We start from the raw sequence: 17,477 nt of genomic DNA, 5'->3' as shown, positions 1-17,477 counted from the left end.
CTCATGGAAATTCTCCATTTCGATATCGCCGCGCCAACCCCGGCAGGCGGCACGCGAAAAATGGCGCTGGTCGGCGTGGTCGCGTCGGGCAATCTCGAGGTGCTGGTCGAGCGCGGCGACGCACCCGATCGGTGCGCGATCGAGATCAGCACCGCGGCGCACGGCTTTCGCGATCTGTGGGATGCGGTGGTCGCCGATTTCGTCGGCAGGCGTGCGGCCGGTGGCTTGCGGATTGCGATCAACGATGGCGGCGCACGACCCGACACCGTTTCGCTGCGGCTCGCGCAGGGTGTCCGCATGATCGAGGAGCCCGAGGCATGAGCAATTTTCGCCAGAGCTGGTACGAGGCTGGGGCGCGCGAACGGATCGCTGCGCTGGTCGACACCGGCAGCTTCGCGGAGTTCGTCGGGCCGGAACAGCGCGAGACCAGCCCGCATCTCGGCATCTTCGACCTTCCCGCGCAGTTCGACGACGGGATCGTCGTCGGCAGCGCGACGCTCGACGGCGCGTCGATCTTGGTCGCCGCGCAGGAAGGCCGCTTCATGGGCGGCGCGTTCGGCGAGGTGCACGGCGCCAAGCTGGCCGGGCTGTTGCGTGCTGCTAAGGCGCTTGGGCGCGACGTAGTGATCGCGTTCGACACCGGCGGCGTGCGCTTGCAGGAGGCCAACGCCGGCGAGATCGCTATCGCCGAGATCATGCGCGCGGTCGCCGAAGCACGGATGGCGGGCGTCCGCGTCGTCGGGCTGATCGGCGGCCGCGCGGGCTGTTACGGCGGCGGCGGGTTGATCGCGGGGTGCTGCTCGACGCTGATCGTGTCGGAACAGGGCCGCATCAGCGTGACCGGCCCCGAGGTGATCGAGACCAACATGGGCGTCGAGGAGTTCGACTCGCGCGACCGCGCGCTGGTCTGGCGGACGATGGGCGGCAAGCATCGCACGCTGATTGGCGGCGCAGACGTGTTCGTCGACGACGACGCGGCGGCGTTTCGCGAAGCCGCGCTTGCCGCATTGGCGCAGTCGGCTCGACCGCTATCCGATCGGAGCGCCTCCCCCCATCCTTTCGCCCTGAGCGAAGCCGAAGGGCTTGGCTCGATCGACGGTGCTTCGACTTCGCTCAGCACGAACGGGAGCGGGGAGCGATCCAGTCTCGATCTAGAGACGCTGGAGGCCGAGCAGGCGCGGCTCGAACGACGGATTGCGCGGTTTGGCGATGCTGCCGACGCGACCGACATCTGGCAGGCGCTGGGGATCGACGATCCGAAGGCGATCCCCGACATGCCGGCCACCGCCTTCGCCACCCTTGCCGCCCAGTATCGGGAGAGCGCCGATGACGCCCGCTGACATCCTCGCGTCGCTGTTTCCGACCGGTCATTCGGTATCTGCGGAGGGCGACCTGCTGTTCGGGCAGGGAACATTGCCCGGTGGCGCGGTGGTCCATGTCGTCGGCGCGACCGCGCGCGCGCCGATCGGGATCGACCAAGCGATCCGGCTGTCCGCGGCGGTGATGGAGATCGCCCGGAACGACGATTCCGCGCCGATCCTGTTCCTCGTCGACAGCGCGAGCCAGCGGATGAGCCGCCGCGACGAACTGCTCGGGCTCAGCGAATATCTCGCGCACCTCGCCAAGTCGCTGCTGGTGGCGGAAGCGCGCGGCCACCGCACGGTCGGACTGCTCTACGGCGGCAGCGCGGCAGGCGCGTTCATCGCCACCGCACTCGCCTGCGGGACGCTGGTCGCATTGCCTGGCGCGCACCCCGAAGTGATGGATCTCGCCTCGATGTCACGCGTGACGAAACTGCCGATCGATGTACTTGAGGCGAAGGCGAAGACCACGCCGGTCTTCGCACCCGGCCTCGACAATCTCGTCAGCGTCGGTGGCATCGCGGCTGTCTGGGACGCGGACGAGAGTCTTGCGGATCAGTTGCAGGCATTGCTGGCACGCCCGCGCGGAGGCGACGACCGGGCCGCACTCGGCGCAGAGCGAGGCGGGCGACCGAAATCGGCGCGGATCGCCGGTGAGGTCGCGGCGGCGGCGCAGGCGTAATGCGGTTAGATCGGCACCGGCTGGTCTATCTCGACCCGGCGCGCTGGGGCGAGATACTAGCTGCCTATCCGACGCTTCAGGCAATGCCGATCGTGGCTGATTGGGTCGCAGCGGGATATCCGATGATCGCGCGTCGCCCGATTTGCGACGATGTGGCGGGGCTGGTGCCGCTCGGCCTGCCGCTGCCGCCATCGCTCGGCAAGCAACGTCTGGCCGTCGCCGTTCCGCCGGAGGCAATCCTGTCCGACGCGCCGCCGCCCTTGCTCGCGGATACGGCTCGGGGCGCCCCCATCGCGTGGCAGGAAACGATCGCCGCGCTCATCGCGCTGGATCCCGATACGCGGTGCTTCGGCAGCCTGGCGTGGGCGCATTTGACCGGCCTGCCGTATCTGTCGGAGACGTCCGATCTGGATCTCGTCTGGCGGGTCTCGACCGCCGACGCCGCGGCGCGGCTGGCTGCTGCACTGGCGCGGATCGACGCGGACGCGCCGATGCGGCTGGACGGGGAGATCGTGACGCCCACCGGGCTTGCGGTCCAGTGGCGCGAACTCGCTTCCGCCGCGCCCGAGATGCTGGTGAAGGCCGTGGACGGCAACCGCATGATCGCGCGAACCGAGTTGTTCGCATGACCGCACTGGCTCGCGCGACAACGGCGATCGACGGCGCCAGCATCGGCCGGATCGCGACCGAGTGCCTCAAGCTGGAGATCGCGATCTATCCCAAGCCCGGCCTCGTCAGCCCGGTCGATACCGGCGCGCATGACGACATGGACGCGGCGATGATGAACCGCAGCGCCGAGACGCTCGAACCGTTCTTCGCAAGGCTCGCCGAAGCGGGCGCGGCCGGCGCCGGCATGGACCGCCTCCGCGCGATCGGGATCGAGGCAGAGGTCGCGATGATGGCGGCCACCGGCGGGGTGAACACGCATCGCGGCGCGATCTTCGGCATGGGGCTGCTCTGCGCCGCCGCCGGGTTTCGCGCGGTGTACCGCATGTCGGGCACATTGGGCGCGATCGTCGCGCAACGCTGGGGCGTCGAGATCGCCCGCGGACCGGTACCGCTGCACAGCCACGGCAGCACCGTCGCCCGTCGCCATGCCACGGGTGGCGCGCGCGCCGAGGCGGCGGCCGGCTTTCCCTCGCTCTACCGGGTCGCCTTGCCCGCGCTCGCCGACGCGCGACGCCGGAACGCGGACGAAGAAGCCTGTCGCGTCGAGGCGCTCATGGCGCTGATCGTCGGGGTCGACGACACCAATCTCCTCTACCGTGGCGGTTCTGAAGGTCTCGCGTTCGCGCAGACACGCGCCCGTGCGTTTCTCGATGCCGGCGGGGTCGGCGCAACCGACTGGCGCGGAGCCGCGATCGCTACGCACAATGCCTTCACCGCAAGACGGCTTAGCCCCGGCGGGTGTGCCGACCTGCTGGCAATGGCGCTGTTCGTCGAGTTCACGACGGCATGACGCTCGCGCTGCTGTGTTCGGGGCAGGGGCGGCAGGATCGCGCTATGCTCGACCTGTTCGCCAACGAACCGGCCGCTGCGCGGATTCTCACCGAGGCGAGTGCGTTACTCGGGCAGGATATCCTCACGCTCCTGCAAACCGCGTCGGACGCCGATTTGCATGGCAATCGGACGAGCCAGATCCTGTGTGTCGCGCGCGGGCTTGCCGCGAATGCGTGCCTGGCATTCGCCGAGCCGTATTTGGTCGCGGGATATAGCGTCGGTGAGATGACGGCATGGGGCGTCGCCGGCATCTGGACGCCCGAGCGAACGCTTCGGCTGACGGCGGTCCGCGCCGAGGCGATGGATGCGGTGAGCGGGGCGGACGATTGCCTTGGCTTCATTCGAGGATTGACGCGCGAGCATGTGGACGCGCTCGTCGCGCGGTTCGATTGCGCGCTCGCCATCGTCAACCCGGCGCAACTCTTCATTATCGGCGGAAACCGTAACAACGTCGAACGATGCTGTGTCGCCGCAGTGGACGAGTCCGCGGTTGCAGCACGGCCCATCGCTGTCCGCGTCGCGTCGCACACGAAGCGTCTGTCGCGCGCTGTGGCGCCTTTCCTCGACGCATTGGAAGCGTCGGAGCCGCAGAGACCTATTCCGGGGCGTACCCTGCTCGGCGCCGCCGATGCGTCGATCGCCAGGGGGCGTGGCGACTTTCGCGGACTTGCGGCTCAAATCGACACGACGGTCGACTGGGCATCGACCTTGGAGGCGTTGATCGAGCGCGGCGCCGACCGGATCCTGGAACTGGGTCCGGGCAGCGCCCTCGCGGATATGGTCCGTGCGACGTACCCGCGGCTCGACGTCCGCTCTGTCGACGATTTTCGGAGCTGGAAAGGCGTTGCCGAGTGGAACCGACGCCAATCGATCGGTGAATATCATTGACGGAGGACTGGAGTGGGAGTGCCCGAGTGCATGTCGAACGTCTGCACCTGGGTCGAGCCCCCCGCTAAATTGCGCGCTGGATGTACTGCGGTTGGGCAGACGCTCGCCGCTTTCGGGTGCCGGACAGCACTTGGCGTCCGGCAACTTGTCGATCGAAAATTGCCGTAGTCGGCGAGCGCAATCCCGATCCCGATCGGGCCGACCGATACCGACGCTTTGCCGGCGTGGGATGGACAAGCCTAGGCGCACCTTGCACGTCCACCCCACGCCTGCTCCTCAATATCGCACGCTTATCGTGCCCAGCACCGAACGCGGGGCGCCGTAATAGCCGCCGTCGAAGTTGGTTGCGGTCAGGTATTTGGTGTTGGTGACGTTGCGTAGGTTCACCGCAGCCGAGATGTTCGGCGTGAGGCTGTACGCCGCCAGCAGATCGAGCAACGCATAGTTTCCCTGCCGGCCCAGCCCGGTCGGCGAGATGATGCGGCTCTGATACTGCGCGCTGGCGCCCAGCTTGAGGGCGGGCAGCATCGGCAGCGTATAGCTGAGATTCAATCGCCCGGTGTTGCGCGCGACATAGCGCCGCACCGGATTGCCCTCCGGGTCCTCGATCCGCATTACCGTATATCCGCCCGTCATCTGCAGGCCAGGCGCGAGCTGGCCGCCGACATCGATCTCGACGCCTTCCGACTGCGCATCGATCCCGACATAATAGGTGCGGGTGACGTCGTTCTCGGTCACGATGCCCGCCGCCTCGGCCGTATTGTCCTGCCGCGTCTTGAACACCGCGACCGTCGCGTTCAGCCGGCCGGCGAACCAGTCACCCTTTATCCCGAGTTCGAGGTTCTCGCCCTCGATCGGATCGATGATGCGGTTGTTGATGTCGAGCAGCTGGTTCTGCGGATTGAAGATCGTCGCGTAGCTGCCGTAGAGGCTGAGGTTGCTCGTCACGTCGACCGTCGCGCCGGCGAACGGCAGGAACCGCGTCGCGTCGAAATCGGTGTTGCCGCCGTAGGAAAAGCCCGTGCTCGTGGCGTGGGTGACGTTACCGCCGATCATCACCTTGACCGCGTCGCCCGGATTGAACCGGACCAGACCATAGGCCGTCTCGCGCCGCGTGTGCGTGTTCTGGCTCGATAGGGGCGCGCTCGAAAACTCGGTGGGGAAATTAGGCAGCGGGAAATTGCCTGCGAACAGGTCGGGATAGGGCAGGTAGGTGCCGATCGTGCTGGTGTCGTAGCTCGACTGCTGGACATAGTCCTGCGCGCTGCGGTTCACGCCGATGTTGACCTCGTGCTCACGCCCCAGGAATGTCACCGGGCCGGCGATGTAGGCCTCCATCGTGAGGTTGCGCGTGGTGGCGCGGAACTTGCCCGGATAGCTCTGGATCCCGACCTGGAGCCCGGTTGCCGGATCGATGCCGATGCCGTCGGCGTCGTTTCGCAACGGGTTGCCGTAGACATAGAACAGCGTGTTGTTCTCGTCGGTGGCACGGCGGATCGCGCTCGCACGCGCAACCCAGCCATTGCCGAACCGATGCGTGATGTCGCCGAAGATCTGGCGGTCGATGACGTTCCAGCTCGACCAATCGGGCGCGACGTTCGACGAGCGCGCGAAGTTCAGCGGCGTCCCGTCGCTGTAGGTGAGCGGGATCGCACCCCACATCGCACCGCGGCTTTTGTGGTCCTGATGACCATAGCCGGCGCTGACCGTCGTGTTGGCGCCAAGGTCTGCCTCGACGATACCGTAGCCGACCCAGCGGCGCAGACCATAGCGGTCGAGATAGCTGTCGCCGTCCTGATACGCCCCGACTGCACGCGCCCGGATGCTGCCGGTCTTGGTGATCGGCACGCTGACGTCGGCCTCACCGCGATACTGATCGAACGAGCCATATTGGGCGCTCGCGCGCACCTGCAGATCCTTGGTCGGACGCTTGCGGATGAAGTTCACCACGGCGGACGGGTTGCCGGTCGACGACAGTAGGCCGGGCGCACCGCGGACGACCTCGATGTGATCGTAAAATGCGGTATCGATCGAACCAGTCTGGATGCCGAACGCGAACGGGACGCCGATGCCGTCGACCTGGAACGTCTGGATGTCGAAACCGCGTGCGGAGAAATACACCCGGTCAGTCTCGCCAGCCTGCACGTTCACGCCCGGAACCGTGCTGAGCAGCGTATTGACGTCGTTAAGCTGGAAATCCTCGATCTGCGCGCGCGTGACAACGCTGACCGACTGCGGCGTCTCTCGGAGCGTGAGGTTGAGCCGCGTGGCGGTCGTCTGCCCTGGGATCGTGTAATCGCTGGTGCCTTCGGTGCGGGCGCCGGTGACGACAATCTCGTCCGCGGATTGGCGCGCCTGAAGTGCGGCCTCGTCCTTCGGATCCGGCAAAGCAGCGGGCGAAGCGTCGAGATTGGCCGCGGTCATGAGAACGGCGAGTAAGGCAGTCATTCGTATCCCCCAGAGACGTCTGGCAGCCTCTTGCAGGGAATCATTTACTAATGCAAGTCGTTATCAATAAGTCTGGAGCGGCCCCTCAGAGGCAGGGCAACCCTCTCGCGCCTGCCCGATCAACCTGGCCAAAGAGAGATGAAGGTGAGCACGATCGCTAACGCCGGTTTGACGCATCGCGCATGAGCGCGTTGAAGGTTTTCGCCTGACTTTACACGAGCACCATATTGGTTACTTCACGCGCCTCGCGCTATGCAACCGCGCCCAGCCGCACGATAAAGGTCGATTGTCAGGATTTCGAGTTGCAATGAATTATCGTCATTCCTTCCATGCGGGCAATAGCGCCGATGTCGTGAAGCACAGCCTGCTGATCGCCCTCGTGCGGGCGTTGCAGGAAAAACCGAGCGCGCTGACCCTGATCGACACCCATGCCGGCTGCGGGCTGTACGACCTTGGCGGCGACGACGCCCGGCGCACCGGCGAGTCCACGCAGGGCGTCCTGCGGGCCTTTGCCGACCCGAACCCCTTGCTGAACGACTATCGCGCCGCCGTAAAGGCGGTGAACGTCGAGGTCGAGCCGCACTTCTACCCCGGCTCTCCGCGGATCCTGGCGCAGCTTCTGCGCCCGCAGGATTTCCTGGTCCTGAACGAAAAACATCCCGAGGATGCCTATACCCTGCGCGGCGTAATGCGCGACACATCCGCTGCCGTGCATGAGCGTGACGCCTACGAGTTTTGGCCGGCGATGCTGCCGCCCCGTACCGCGCGCGGCGTGGTGGTGGTCGACCCGCCGTACGAGCAGCCCGATGAGCGCGAACGTATCACAGCCACCCTTGCTGCCTCTCACCGCAAATGGGCGCATGGCGTGACGGTGATCTGGTATCCGCTGAAAGACCGCGGCACGCACTGGCGGTGGAAGGCGCAGTTACGCAAGCTCGGCATTCCGAAATTGCTGGGGGTGGAGCATTGGTTGTACGATGGCAATCAGCCCGGCATCTATAATGGCGCGGGCCTTTATATCGTCAATCCGCCCTACGCCTTCACGCAGGCGCTCCCACCTCTGCTGGAAGCCCTGCGCGCCGTGCTCGCACCGGAGGGGCATAGGGGCGAGATAACAACCGATTGGTTGGGCGCCTAGCGGCGCGAGCCTGACGATGTCGTTCAGGACCGTAACGTAATACAACCGGTGGTTTTGAACACGTCAGTCACGATCGAGCCGTGGTGTTCTGGCCTCTTGTCCAGAGCAACACGGCTCGCCCGCATGTCACCGACCCTTATGTCGCCTGGTTGGACGATACGGGCTTGGCCGTGACGTCGAAACGATCGGCATTCATGACCTTGACCCATGCACGGATAAAGTCGCGGACGAACTTAGCCTCGTGACCGTTCTCGGCATAGACTTCGGCCGTCGCGCGCAGCTGCGAGTTCGAGCCGAACACCAGGTCGGTGCGGGTCGCCTGCCACTTCTTTTCACGACCGCCGCGATCGTAGCCGATGAACTTCTCGTCGCTCGACGTGTCGACGAGATCCCAGAACGTGTCGTTGTCGAGCAGGTTGACGAAGAAGTCGTTGGTCAGCTGCCCCGGACGCTGGGTGAGTACGCCTTCGGGCGCATCGCCGAAGTTTGCGCCGAGTACGCGCAGGCCACCGACGAGCACCGTCATCTCCGGCGCGGACAGGCCGAGCAGCGACGCCTTGTCGAGCAGCAGCTCCTCGGTCTTCACCGGGTGACGCGTCTTCAGGTAGTTGCGGAACCCGTCGGCCTGCGGCTCCATCCACACGAAGCTCTCGACATCGGTCCACTCCTGCGTAGCATCACCGCGTCCGCCGAGGAACGGTACCGACACGTCGTGACCGGCATCGCGTGCCGCCTTCTCGACCGCAGCCGAGCCCGCCAGCACGATCGCGTCGGCCAGCGACATAGCGCCGCGCAACTCGTTGAGCTTGGCGAGGACCTTGCTCAGCTGCTCTGGCTCGTTGACCGGCCAGTCCTTCTGCGGTGCGAGCGCGATGCGTGCGCCGTTGGCACCGCCGCGATGGTCCGACCGGCGATAGGTCGACGCCGATGCCCAGGCGGTCTTGACCAGCTGGCCGATCGTCAGCCCGCTCGACAGCACGGCGTCCTTAAACGCAGCGACGTCGGCGTCCGACGGCGCGGTGCCCTCGGGAATCGGATCCTGCCAGATCAGCGTCTCCTCGGGAACCTCAGGCCCGAGGTAGCGGACCTTGGGACCCATGTCGCGGTGCGTCAGCTTGAACCAGGCGCGCGCGAACGCGTCGTCGAGCGCCGACTGATCGTCGCGGAAGCGCAGCGCGATCTCACGGAACTCGGGGTCCATCTTCAACGCCATGTCGGCGGTGGTCATCATCGTCGGCACGCGCTTGTTGGGGTCGCGCGCGTCGGGTGCCATGTCCTCCGGCTCCGGGTTGACCGGCTGCCACTGCTTTGCACCGGCCGGGCTCTCGGTCAGCTCATAGTCGTACTTGAACAGCAGGCGCAGATAGTCGCCGGTCCACTTGGTCGGGTTGTTCGACCACGCGCCCTCGATGCCCGAGGTCGTGATGTGACCTTGGCCGATCTCCTCGCTATCGGTCAGCCAGCCAAGGCCCTGCATGTGCACGGCTTCCGAGGACGGGCTCTTGAAATGCGGGGCAGGCTTTGCGCCGTGCGCCTTGCCGAACGCGTGGCCGCCGGCAGTCAGTGCGACGGTTTCCTCGGAATTCATCGCCATCCGCTGGAACGTCGCCTTCATGTCGCGTGCGGACTTGAGGGCGTCGGGCTCACCGCCCGGACCTTCGGGGTTGACGTAGATGAGACCCATCTGGATCGCGGCGAGCGGCCCTTCGAGCTCGGGCATGTCCTCGGTGATGCGCGTCTGCGCGCCTTCGTTGACCCAGAGTTCCTCGGCACCCCAGAACGTGTCCCCCTCGGACGCGAAGACGTCCTTGCGGCCGCCGGCGAAGCCGAACACCGGTCCGCCCATGCTCTCGATCGCGACGTTGCCGGCGAGGATGAACAGGTCGGCCCAGCTGATGTTCTTGCCGTACTTCTGCTTGATCGGCCACAACAGGCGACGCGCCTTGTCGAGGTTGCCGTTGTCCGGCCACGAGTTGAGCGGCTCGAAACGCTGCTGACCCGACGACGACCCGCCACGACCATCGGTCACGCGGTAGGTGCCGGCGGCATGCCATGCCATGCGGATCATGAACGGGCCATAATGACCATAATCCGCAGGCCACCAGGCCTTGCTGTCGGTCATCAGCGCGGTCAGGTCGGCCTTGAGCGCGGCGTAGTCGAGCTGCTGGAACGACTCGGCATAGTCGAAGTCTTCGCCCATCGGGTCGGGCGAGACGCCGTGCTGGTGCAGCATGTCGATCGGCAGCGCATCGGGCCACCAATCCTTGTTCGTACGACCCAGCAGCGAGCGGGCCTTGACCTCGCCGCCACCCTGAGGGTTCATTGGGCAGCCGCTGCCCGTAGGCTGTTCGTAATCGGCCATCGTGGCGTCCTCTCTCGATAGGTGTAACCGTGATGCGGCAAGATGCAGCGACCGACAGACATTTGTCCAATCGATTATTCGGGACAAACCGATCACGCCATTCGATCACGGGTGGTAGTTGGGCGTGCCGTTCCCCGCAATCATGGGGAAGCGCGCGAACGCCAGCACCGCTCGCACCGCGATAAAGTTCGGCGCAGGCACGCTCGCTCGTCGCCTCGCGGACATGTAGCGCGAGCAGTGCAAATTCCATCGCTCAAAGCGGCAGGCGAGCGGGGCAGTTTTTGGCACTGCGAACGATCGGCACCAGTCTGTTGGGCTGACACTAGCTGTCGAGCGAAAAGAACACCTAGTTCAATACGTCTCGCAACTCGTATCTCGCGGTGACGCCAGTCTTGGGGAAAATCTTATGGAGGTGATACCCCACGGTGCGGTGGGAAAGGTTCAACCGCCTACCGATCTCTTTGTTCGTGAGCCCCGCAGCTGCGAGTTGTGCTATTTGAAGCTCTCGCGGACTGAGAACGCTCGCTAAAAGCGTCTCGCTCGGTCGGCTCCCTTCGCCGGCTGCCCTCAGGTCGTTCCAGGCGCGTTCGCTCCAGGGTACGGCGCCCAGGGCATCGAACGTCTGGGCTGCGGCGCGTAGCGGCGCGCGCGCTTCGGCTGGTCTGCGACTCCGCCGAAGATATTCGCCTTGGGCTAAAAGGCAGCGCCCACGCAGGAATGGCCAGTCCTTGAGGTCCTCGCGGCTCGCCGCGTCGAAAGCCGTTCCCGAGCGCTCCGGCGCCGCGACGAGCGCCTTGCAGTAGGCGAGATTGGCTCCAACCCACGGCACGGGCTTCCTATTTGTCGCGGTTACAATGTCGGCGAGCATCCGTACCGCCACGTCACGTCGGTCGGCAGCGATGGCTGCCTCGACCAGATCGCTCGCGGCATAGAACTGGATGCTCGAATTGTAGGCGGGATCGGCCGGATCGAACATCCGCTGAATGTGGTCGAAGGCCTCCAGCGGACGGCCGGCACCCAGCGCGGTCGTCGTTCGTGCGAGCTGCAGCATGGCCAGGAGGAAGCTCGCCCCGAGCGGGAGCGCGATCCGTTCCGCCTCAGTCGATCGCGCGATGAAGGCTGCCATGTCTCCCCGCATCCCGGCAACGCGCGCCTCGACTATCTTCGACGCAGCGACCCAATGCCGTCCGCCGGTTTCTTCCGCCAAGGTCACGCCTTCGGCGGCGGCCGCAAGCGCATCGTCCCAGTGGCCGACTTCGACTTGCGCCCATGCCTGGGCGAAAAGCGTGCGTGGTAGCTCACCGAGACGGCCCTCCTCACGCGCCATCGCGCTGGAACGGATCAGGAAGCCAAGCCCGAGCTCTGGCGCGCCGATCACGTTCGCTGCACTGCCAAGGTGCCGTGTCGTGACTGCGCTGAGATCGAAATTCTTCGCATGGGCTTGCAGGGCCCGATACACGGCATGGCCATTGCCCAGCGGTGATGCATAGCCAAGAATCGATGTGACCTGAGGACTTGCCTCGTCCGCCGCCAAATTGCCGGTGTGGCGGTCGCCGCTGCGCTCGTCGTCACGGGCTGGCAACTGACGCCGGCGATGTCGCCGCAGACCTTGCGGCCCACGTTGGCGGGGGCCGATTGCAAGCAGGACGTCCGTCGACCGGCTGTCGGCGCATGCACCCTTCGCGCTGGTCCTCACTCCGCTCCCCGAAGCTGACCGTCTTTGGTTTGTCCTCGGCTCCACACCGAGCAGTATCAGAAGGTTGCTCGTGCAGGTAATCAGATCGTCGATCGCCAGAAATCCGAAGGCGGAAAAACTGTTAGAGCGCGCGTTACTGTCGGCCACCAATCGGGACCCGGCCTTCGCCGGAGTGGTATTTGAACCCTAGGCCTGATTATTCGGAACCGATCGGTCTTGTTCCGTCGGTCGACCCAACCATCCTACACCCACTTACTCCGGGATCGTTCCCGGATCGGCGATGCCGGCCGCCAGCGACTTCGACGAATCCGTCCCGTCCGCCTGATGCGCGTGCTTGCCCTTCGGCTTGGGTGGGGTCGCTTTCGGTGTGCTGCCGCGGAGTGTTAGCAAGGCCGCGGCCGCGCCGATCACCGCGACGCCGCCGGCGATCGCGGCGCCCCATTTCCCGCCGATCCTGCGTTTGGCGATCACCACCGGGGCGGGAGCGGGAGACTTGCGCACGGGCGTGGGACGCGGCGTGCTGCGCTTGGTCGAGCGCGGTTTCGGCGCGGGCTTGGGTATTTTTCGGGTTGCCGACGCGATGGGCTTTTCCGCAGCGGGCAGGGGCTTTGCCTCAACTGCCGGCTTCGGCGCCACGGCGCGCTTGGCGGCCGGCACGCGCTTCGCCGGCGCTACCGGCTTGGCGGTCGCGGAGGCGGCGGTCGACTTCGGTACGCTGGTCGCGCGCGTCGCACGGCGGCGGGTGACAGGCTTCTTGGCGTCGGTTTGGGGCGGCGTTTCGGGTGGGTCGGTGTCGGCCACGGCTATGCTCCCTCAGAAATGATTCCGGATGCGTAACGCATTGCGGCGCGTTCCGCTCCGTTTTTCAACCGCGTCCTGCTGGAGCGGTCCTCACCGGAAAGGCGGCTCGTCGAACGCGCGCAGCTTGCGGCTGTGCAGCTTGGCGCCCTCCAGTCGCAATTGCTCGCAGGTCTCGATCCCGATCCGGAGATGCTCGCTGATCGCGCGCTCGTAGAAGCGGTTGGCCTGGCCAGGCAGTTTCAGCTCGCCGTGGAGCGGCTTGTCCGACACGCAGAGCAGCGTGCCGTAGGGAACGCGGAACCGATACCCCTGCGCGGCGATCGTCGCAGACTCCATGTCGATGCCGACCGCGCGGCTCAGCGAAAAGCGCAGCGCGGACTTCGAATAGCGCAGTTCCCAGTTTCGGTCGTCGGTCGTGACGATCGTGCCGGTGCGCAGGCGGCGCTTGAGTTCCTCGCCCGACTGCCCCGAGACGATCTCGGCTGCCTTGGCCATCGCGACCTGGACTTCGGCGATCGCGGGGACGGGAATCTCGGGTGGCAAGACGTCGTCGAGGACGTGGTCGTCGCGCAGATACGCATGCGCGAGGACGTAATCGCCGATCCGCTGGCTGGGGCGGAGGCCGCCGCAATGGCCGATCATCAGCCATGCCTCGGGACGCAGCACCGCGAGGTGGTCGCAGATCGTCTTTGCGTTCGATGGGCCGACGCCGATGTTGACCAGCGTGATGCCGGTGCGGTCGTCCGCCATAAGGTGATAGGCGGGCATCTGGTGCCGCCGCCACGCGCTGTCGGAGATGATCTTGTCGATGTCGTCGCCCGACGAGATCGTGATCCCGCCCGCGCCCGACAGGCTGGTGAAGCGCGAGCCTTCGCCGAGCTGCGTCCCGGCCCAGCGGACGAACTCGTCGACATAGCGGTGATAGTTGGTGAACAGCACGAAGCGCTGCGCGTGTTCCGCCGGCGTGCCCATGTAATGGCGCAGGCGCGCGAGGCTGAAGTCGGTGCGCAGGCCGTCGAACAGCGCGAGCGGACGGGTCTCGTCATGCGCGATCCAGAGGCCGTCGGCGATCTCGTCGCCGATATGCGCGAGTTCGGTCGCGGGGAAGTGGCGCGACAATTCGGTGGCGGAGACCTCGTCGAGGCTCAGCGCGTGGCCTGGCTCGATCACGTACGGGAACGGGATTTCCTGGCGACCTTCGACGGCTTCGACGGTGACGTCGTAATCCTCGATCAGCAGCGTCAGCTGTTCGATCAAATATTCGGCGAAGATCGCGGGCTTGGTGACGCTGATCTTGTATTCGCCGGGTGTGACCATGCGGCCGAACGAGCGCAGCGGCGTGGGTCGATCGACACCGCCCTTATAGATGAGGCGGACTTCGGGATAGGCGAACGAGCCGTCGGTGCGGCTGGCGGGATCGGGTGTGGTGCCGTCGGCGATATAGGCGCTCATGGCGGCTTGGAGGCGCTCGACGGAGGCGCGATAGAGGCGGTCGAGGTCGGCGACGAGGTCGGATGCGATTGTCATCGGGTAGCGTTACGTGGCGGAGGTTACGGTGGCAAGACCGCGAGGGATGGTCACGATTAAGCGCGCCCGGTGTTAATGCGCCACCCCGGCGGAGGCCGGGGCCCATATTGGGGAACGGATGTAACGGCGGGCATCCCGAAGTTACCTCGGCCTTGCCACTTGGGCCCCGGCCTTCGCCGGGGTGGTAATGAGGGGCGGGTATTGCTCCCGCCCCCTTACATCAGATTTCGCTGAGCAGATGCTCGGCCGAGCTCACCTTGAACTCGCCCGGAGCCTCGACGTTCAGCTGCTCGACCACGCCGTCGTTGACCAGCATCGAGTAGCGCTGGCTGCGCGTGCCCATGCCGAAGCCCGAGCCGTCCATAGTCAGCCCGATCGCCTTGGCGAAATCGCCATTGCCGTCCGCCAGCATCGTGATGTCGCCGGCACCGGCCGACTTGCCCCACGCGCCCATCACGAACGCGTCGTTGACCGAGACGCAAGCGATCTCGTCGACGCCCTTGGCCTTCAGCTCGGCTTCCTTCTCGACGAAACCGGGGAGATGCTTGGCCGAGCAGGTCGGCGTGAAGGCGCCGGGGACCGCGAACAGCGCGACTTTCCGCCCCTTGAAAAAGCTGTCGGTATCGACCTGATCGGGGCCATCCGCGGTGGCCTTGACGAGTGTGGTGGTGGGAAGGCGGTCGCCGACGCTGATCGTCATCTGAAAATCTCCTGTCGCCGCGCGTTGGTCGCGGGCGAGCGATACCTTGGACGCCGGGCGGGGTATTTCAAGCGTGGCGACCGCAAGCATGCGCCGCTATGTTGTGCGGCATGGACAAGACGGCCTTTCTCTCCGGACAATTCCTGCTCGCGATGCCGGGGATGAGCGACCCGCGGTTTGCGCGCGCGGTGATCGCGATGTGCAGCCATGACGAGAACGGCGCGATCGGGATCGGGATCGGTGCGACGATCGACGGGCTCGGGTTTCACGATCTGCTCGAACAGTTCGGGATCGAACCGGGCGATGCGCCCAACGCGCCGGTGCATTTCGGCGGCCCGGTCGAGCCTCGCCGCGGGTTCGTGGTGCACTCGTCCGACTGGGGCGGGCAGGATTCGGTCGACGTCGCCGGGCGGTGGAAGTTGTCGAGCACGGTCGACGTGCTGCGCGCGATCGCCGAGGGGAAGGGGCCGTCGCAGTGGGTGGTGGCGCTGGGCTATGCCGGTTGGGATGGCGGGCAGCTCGAGGGCGAACTGTCGCGACCGGGCTGGTTCAACGTGCTCGGTGATACCGACCTGCTGTTCGATACGGCGGTAGAGGATCGATGGACCTATGCCTTCGCGCAGGCCGGTGTCGACCCCCGGTTGATCGTCGCGGAGACGGGGCGGGCTTAGCCGTTCTCCTGCGAACGCAGGAGTCCAGCATCGCACAGGACGCCGTTCGTTACCCTGGGCTCCTGCGTTCGCAGGAGAACGGCGCGGTTTGGCAGGGCCGTCCGGCTGCCCAACCCATCATATAAAGATATCTTTATATTTGATTTGAGCCTCCCGATCCCCTAAGGCGCACGGCATCCGGCACGGGCATGAGGCTCGCCGATCAAAGATTATTCCCAGGAGATATCCTCGTGGCCACCACGCTCGCGCCCCAGAAAACCGACGGCAAGCCCGACTATGTCGTAGCCGACATCAGCCTCGCCGATTTCGGCCGCGCCGAGATCAACATCGCCGAGACCGAGATGCCCGGCCTGATGTCGCTGCGCACCGAGTTCGGCGCAGCGCAGCCGCTCAAGGGCGCGCGGATCACCGGTTCGCTGCACATGACGATCCAGACCGCCGTCCTGATCGAGACGCTGACCGCGCTCGGCGCCGACGTCCGCTGGGCGACCTGCAACATCTTCTCGACGCAGGACCATGCCGCTGCCGCGATCGCCGCATCGGGCGTCCCCGTGTTCGCGATCAAGGGCGAGAGCCTGGCCGATTACTGGAACTATGTCGGCGACATCTTCTCGTGGGACCGCGAGATCGAGGGTCAGACCGCCAACATCATCCTCGATGACGGTGGCGACGCGACGATGTTCGCGCTCTGGGGCGCCAAGCTCGAAGCCGGCCACACGATGCCCGAGCCCGAGAACGAGGAAGAAGTCGAGATGCAGCGTGCGCTCAAGGCGTATGTCGCGAAGAACCCCGGCTACCTGACCGAGACCGTCAAGAATCTGAAGGGCGTCTCGGAAGAGACTACGACGGGCGTTCATCGTCTTTACGAGATCGCGAAGAAGGGCGAGCTGCCGTTCCCCGCGATCAACGTCAACGACTCGGTCACCAAGTCGAAGTTCGACAATCTCTATGGCTGCAAGGAATCGCTGGTCGACGCGATCCGTCGCGCGACCGACGTCATGCTCGCGGGCAAGGTCGCCTGCGTCGCCGGTTTCGGTGACGTCGGCAAGGGCTCGGCCCAGTCGCTCCGCAACGGCGGCGCGCGCGTGATGGTCACCGAAGTCGATCCGATCTGCGCCCTGCAGGCGGCGATGGAGGGCTTCGAAGTCGTGACGATGGAAGAGGCCGTCAGCCGCGCCGACATCTTCTGCACCGCGACCGGCAATGCCGACGTCATCACCGCCGATCACATGAAGGCGATGAAGCCGATGTCGATCGTCTGCAACATCGGTCACTTCGACTCGGAGATCCAGATCGCCGCGCTGTCGAACTACGACTGGACCGAAGTGAAGCCCGGCACCGACCTGGTGAAGTTCCCGGACGGCAAGCAGATCATCATCCTGGCGAAGGGTCGCCTGGTGAACCTCGGTTGCGCCACCGGCCATCCGTCGTTCGTGATGTCGGCCTCGTTCACCAACCAGACGCTCGCGCAGATCGAGCTCTGGACCAAGGGCGAGAACTACAAGAACGAAGTCTACGTCCTGCCGAAGCACCTCGACGAGAAGGTCGCGATGCTCCACCTCGAGAAGCTCGGCGTGAAGCTGTCGAAGCTTTCCGACAAGCAAGCCGGTTACATCGGCGTGCCGGTCGAAGGCCCGTTCAAGCCGGACCATTACCGCTACTGATCCTCAGGATTCCGTAGGGTTTTTCGAAAGCCGCGTCCG

At 65.6% G+C, this 17,477-nt stretch carries 15 protein-coding genes; 9 read left to right on the top strand and 6 right to left on the bottom strand.

Features of this window, described 5'->3' with window-relative positions; genetic code table 11:
• Positions 1 to 3 precede the first annotated feature (3 nt).
• From mdcC to ACLBWL_RS12405, 6 genes are read left to right on the top strand one after another with little or no spacing between them, the layout of a single operon-like run.
• Entirely contained in the window at positions 4 to 321 is a 318-nt protein-coding gene (mdcC, locus tag ACLBWL_RS12430; RefSeq protein ID WP_380786490.1) for a malonate decarboxylase acyl carrier protein, read from the top strand.
• A complete protein-coding gene (locus ACLBWL_RS12425) occupies positions 318 to 1,340 on the top strand; it encodes a biotin-independent malonate decarboxylase subunit beta (protein ID WP_447793416.1) in 1,023 nt (340 codons plus the stop codon). The genes mdcC and ACLBWL_RS12425 overlap by 4 nt, the downstream gene beginning before the upstream one ends.
• Positions 1,327 to 2,043: a biotin-independent malonate decarboxylase subunit gamma gene (gene mdcE, locus ACLBWL_RS12420; protein ID WP_447793415.1), complete on the top strand. Its 717-nt coding sequence runs from the start codon at positions 1,327 to 1,329 to the stop codon at positions 2,041 to 2,043. The genes ACLBWL_RS12425 and mdcE overlap by 14 nt, the downstream gene beginning before the upstream one ends.
• The gene (gene mdcG / locus ACLBWL_RS12415; RefSeq protein ID WP_447793413.1) at positions 2,043 to 2,672 is read left to right on the top strand and encodes a malonate decarboxylase holo-[acyl-carrier-protein] synthase; all 630 of its coding nucleotides are present in this window, start codon (positions 2,043 to 2,045) and stop codon (positions 2,670 to 2,672) included. Before mdcE ends, mdcG begins: the two co-directional genes overlap by 1 nt.
• Positions 2,669 to 3,502: a triphosphoribosyl-dephospho-CoA synthase MdcB gene (gene mdcB, locus ACLBWL_RS12410; protein ID WP_447793410.1), complete on the top strand. Its 834-nt coding sequence runs from the start codon at positions 2,669 to 2,671 to the stop codon at positions 3,500 to 3,502. Before mdcG ends, mdcB begins: the two co-directional genes overlap by 4 nt.
• Positions 3,499 to 4,431 (top strand): acyltransferase domain-containing protein, encoded by a 933-nt coding sequence (locus ACLBWL_RS12405; protein ID WP_447793408.1) that lies wholly within the window; start codon positions 3,499 to 3,501, stop codon positions 4,429 to 4,431. The genes mdcB and ACLBWL_RS12405 overlap by 4 nt, the downstream gene beginning before the upstream one ends.
• A 276-nt stretch (positions 4,432 to 4,707) precedes the next feature.
• Here the strand turns inward: ACLBWL_RS12405 and ACLBWL_RS12400 are convergent, their stop codons facing one another.
• Complete coding sequence (locus ACLBWL_RS12400; protein ID WP_447793406.1) at positions 4,708 to 6,879, bottom strand: TonB-dependent siderophore receptor; 2,172 nt, start codon at positions 6,877 to 6,879, stop codon at positions 4,708 to 4,710.
• A 307-nt stretch (positions 6,880 to 7,186) separates the two neighbouring features.
• Here ACLBWL_RS12400 and ACLBWL_RS12395 point away from each other — a divergent pair, with 307 nt between their 5' ends.
• Positions 7,187 to 8,017, top strand: a complete 831-nt coding sequence (locus tag ACLBWL_RS12395; protein WP_447793404.1) for a 23S rRNA (adenine(2030)-N(6))-methyltransferase RlmJ — start codon at positions 7,187 to 7,189, stop codon at positions 8,015 to 8,017.
• A 136-nt stretch (positions 8,018 to 8,153) separates the two neighbouring features.
• On the opposite strand, the gene katG is transcribed toward ACLBWL_RS12395, so the two are convergent.
• From katG to ACLBWL_RS12370, 5 genes are all read right to left on the bottom strand, one after another.
• A complete protein-coding gene (gene katG, locus ACLBWL_RS12390; RefSeq protein ID WP_447793402.1) occupies positions 8,154 to 10,379 on the bottom strand; it encodes a catalase/peroxidase HPI in 2,226 nt (741 codons plus the stop codon).
• A gap of 346 nt (positions 10,380 to 10,725) precedes the next feature.
• Entirely contained in the window at positions 10,726 to 12,222 is a 1,497-nt protein-coding gene (locus ACLBWL_RS12385) for a helix-turn-helix transcriptional regulator (RefSeq protein ID WP_447793400.1), read from the bottom strand.
• A 105-nt stretch (positions 12,223 to 12,327) separates the two neighbouring features.
• Entirely contained in the window at positions 12,328 to 12,876 is a 549-nt protein-coding gene (locus tag ACLBWL_RS12380; RefSeq protein WP_447793398.1) for a hypothetical protein, read from the bottom strand.
• A gap of 90 nt (positions 12,877 to 12,966) precedes the next feature.
• The gene (locus tag ACLBWL_RS12375; RefSeq protein WP_447793396.1) at positions 12,967 to 14,403 is read right to left on the bottom strand and encodes an AMP nucleosidase; all 1,437 of its coding nucleotides are present in this window, start codon (positions 14,401 to 14,403) and stop codon (positions 12,967 to 12,969) included.
• A 220-nt stretch (positions 14,404 to 14,623) separates the two neighbouring features.
• Entirely contained in the window at positions 14,624 to 15,103 is a 480-nt protein-coding gene (locus ACLBWL_RS12370) for a peroxiredoxin (RefSeq protein ID WP_332754166.1), read from the bottom strand.
• A 110-nt stretch (positions 15,104 to 15,213) separates the two neighbouring features.
• Here ACLBWL_RS12370 and ACLBWL_RS12365 point away from each other — a divergent pair, with 110 nt between their 5' ends.
• Together ACLBWL_RS12365 and ahcY are read left to right on the top strand one after the other, a co-directional pair.
• The gene (locus tag ACLBWL_RS12365) at positions 15,214 to 15,774 is read left to right on the top strand and encodes a YqgE/AlgH family protein (protein ID WP_447793394.1); all 561 of its coding nucleotides are present in this window, start codon (positions 15,214 to 15,216) and stop codon (positions 15,772 to 15,774) included.
• Between the two features lie 230 nt (positions 15,775 to 16,004).
• The gene (gene ahcY / locus ACLBWL_RS12360; protein ID WP_447793392.1) at positions 16,005 to 17,438 is read left to right on the top strand and encodes an adenosylhomocysteinase; all 1,434 of its coding nucleotides are present in this window, start codon (positions 16,005 to 16,007) and stop codon (positions 17,436 to 17,438) included.
• The last annotated feature ends 39 nt before the right edge of the window (positions 17,439 to 17,477 follow it).

The sequence above is a fragment of the Sphingomonas sp. M1A8_2b genome, from assembly GCF_053345535.1.
This window is presented reverse-complemented; position numbering and strand designations above follow the sequence as displayed.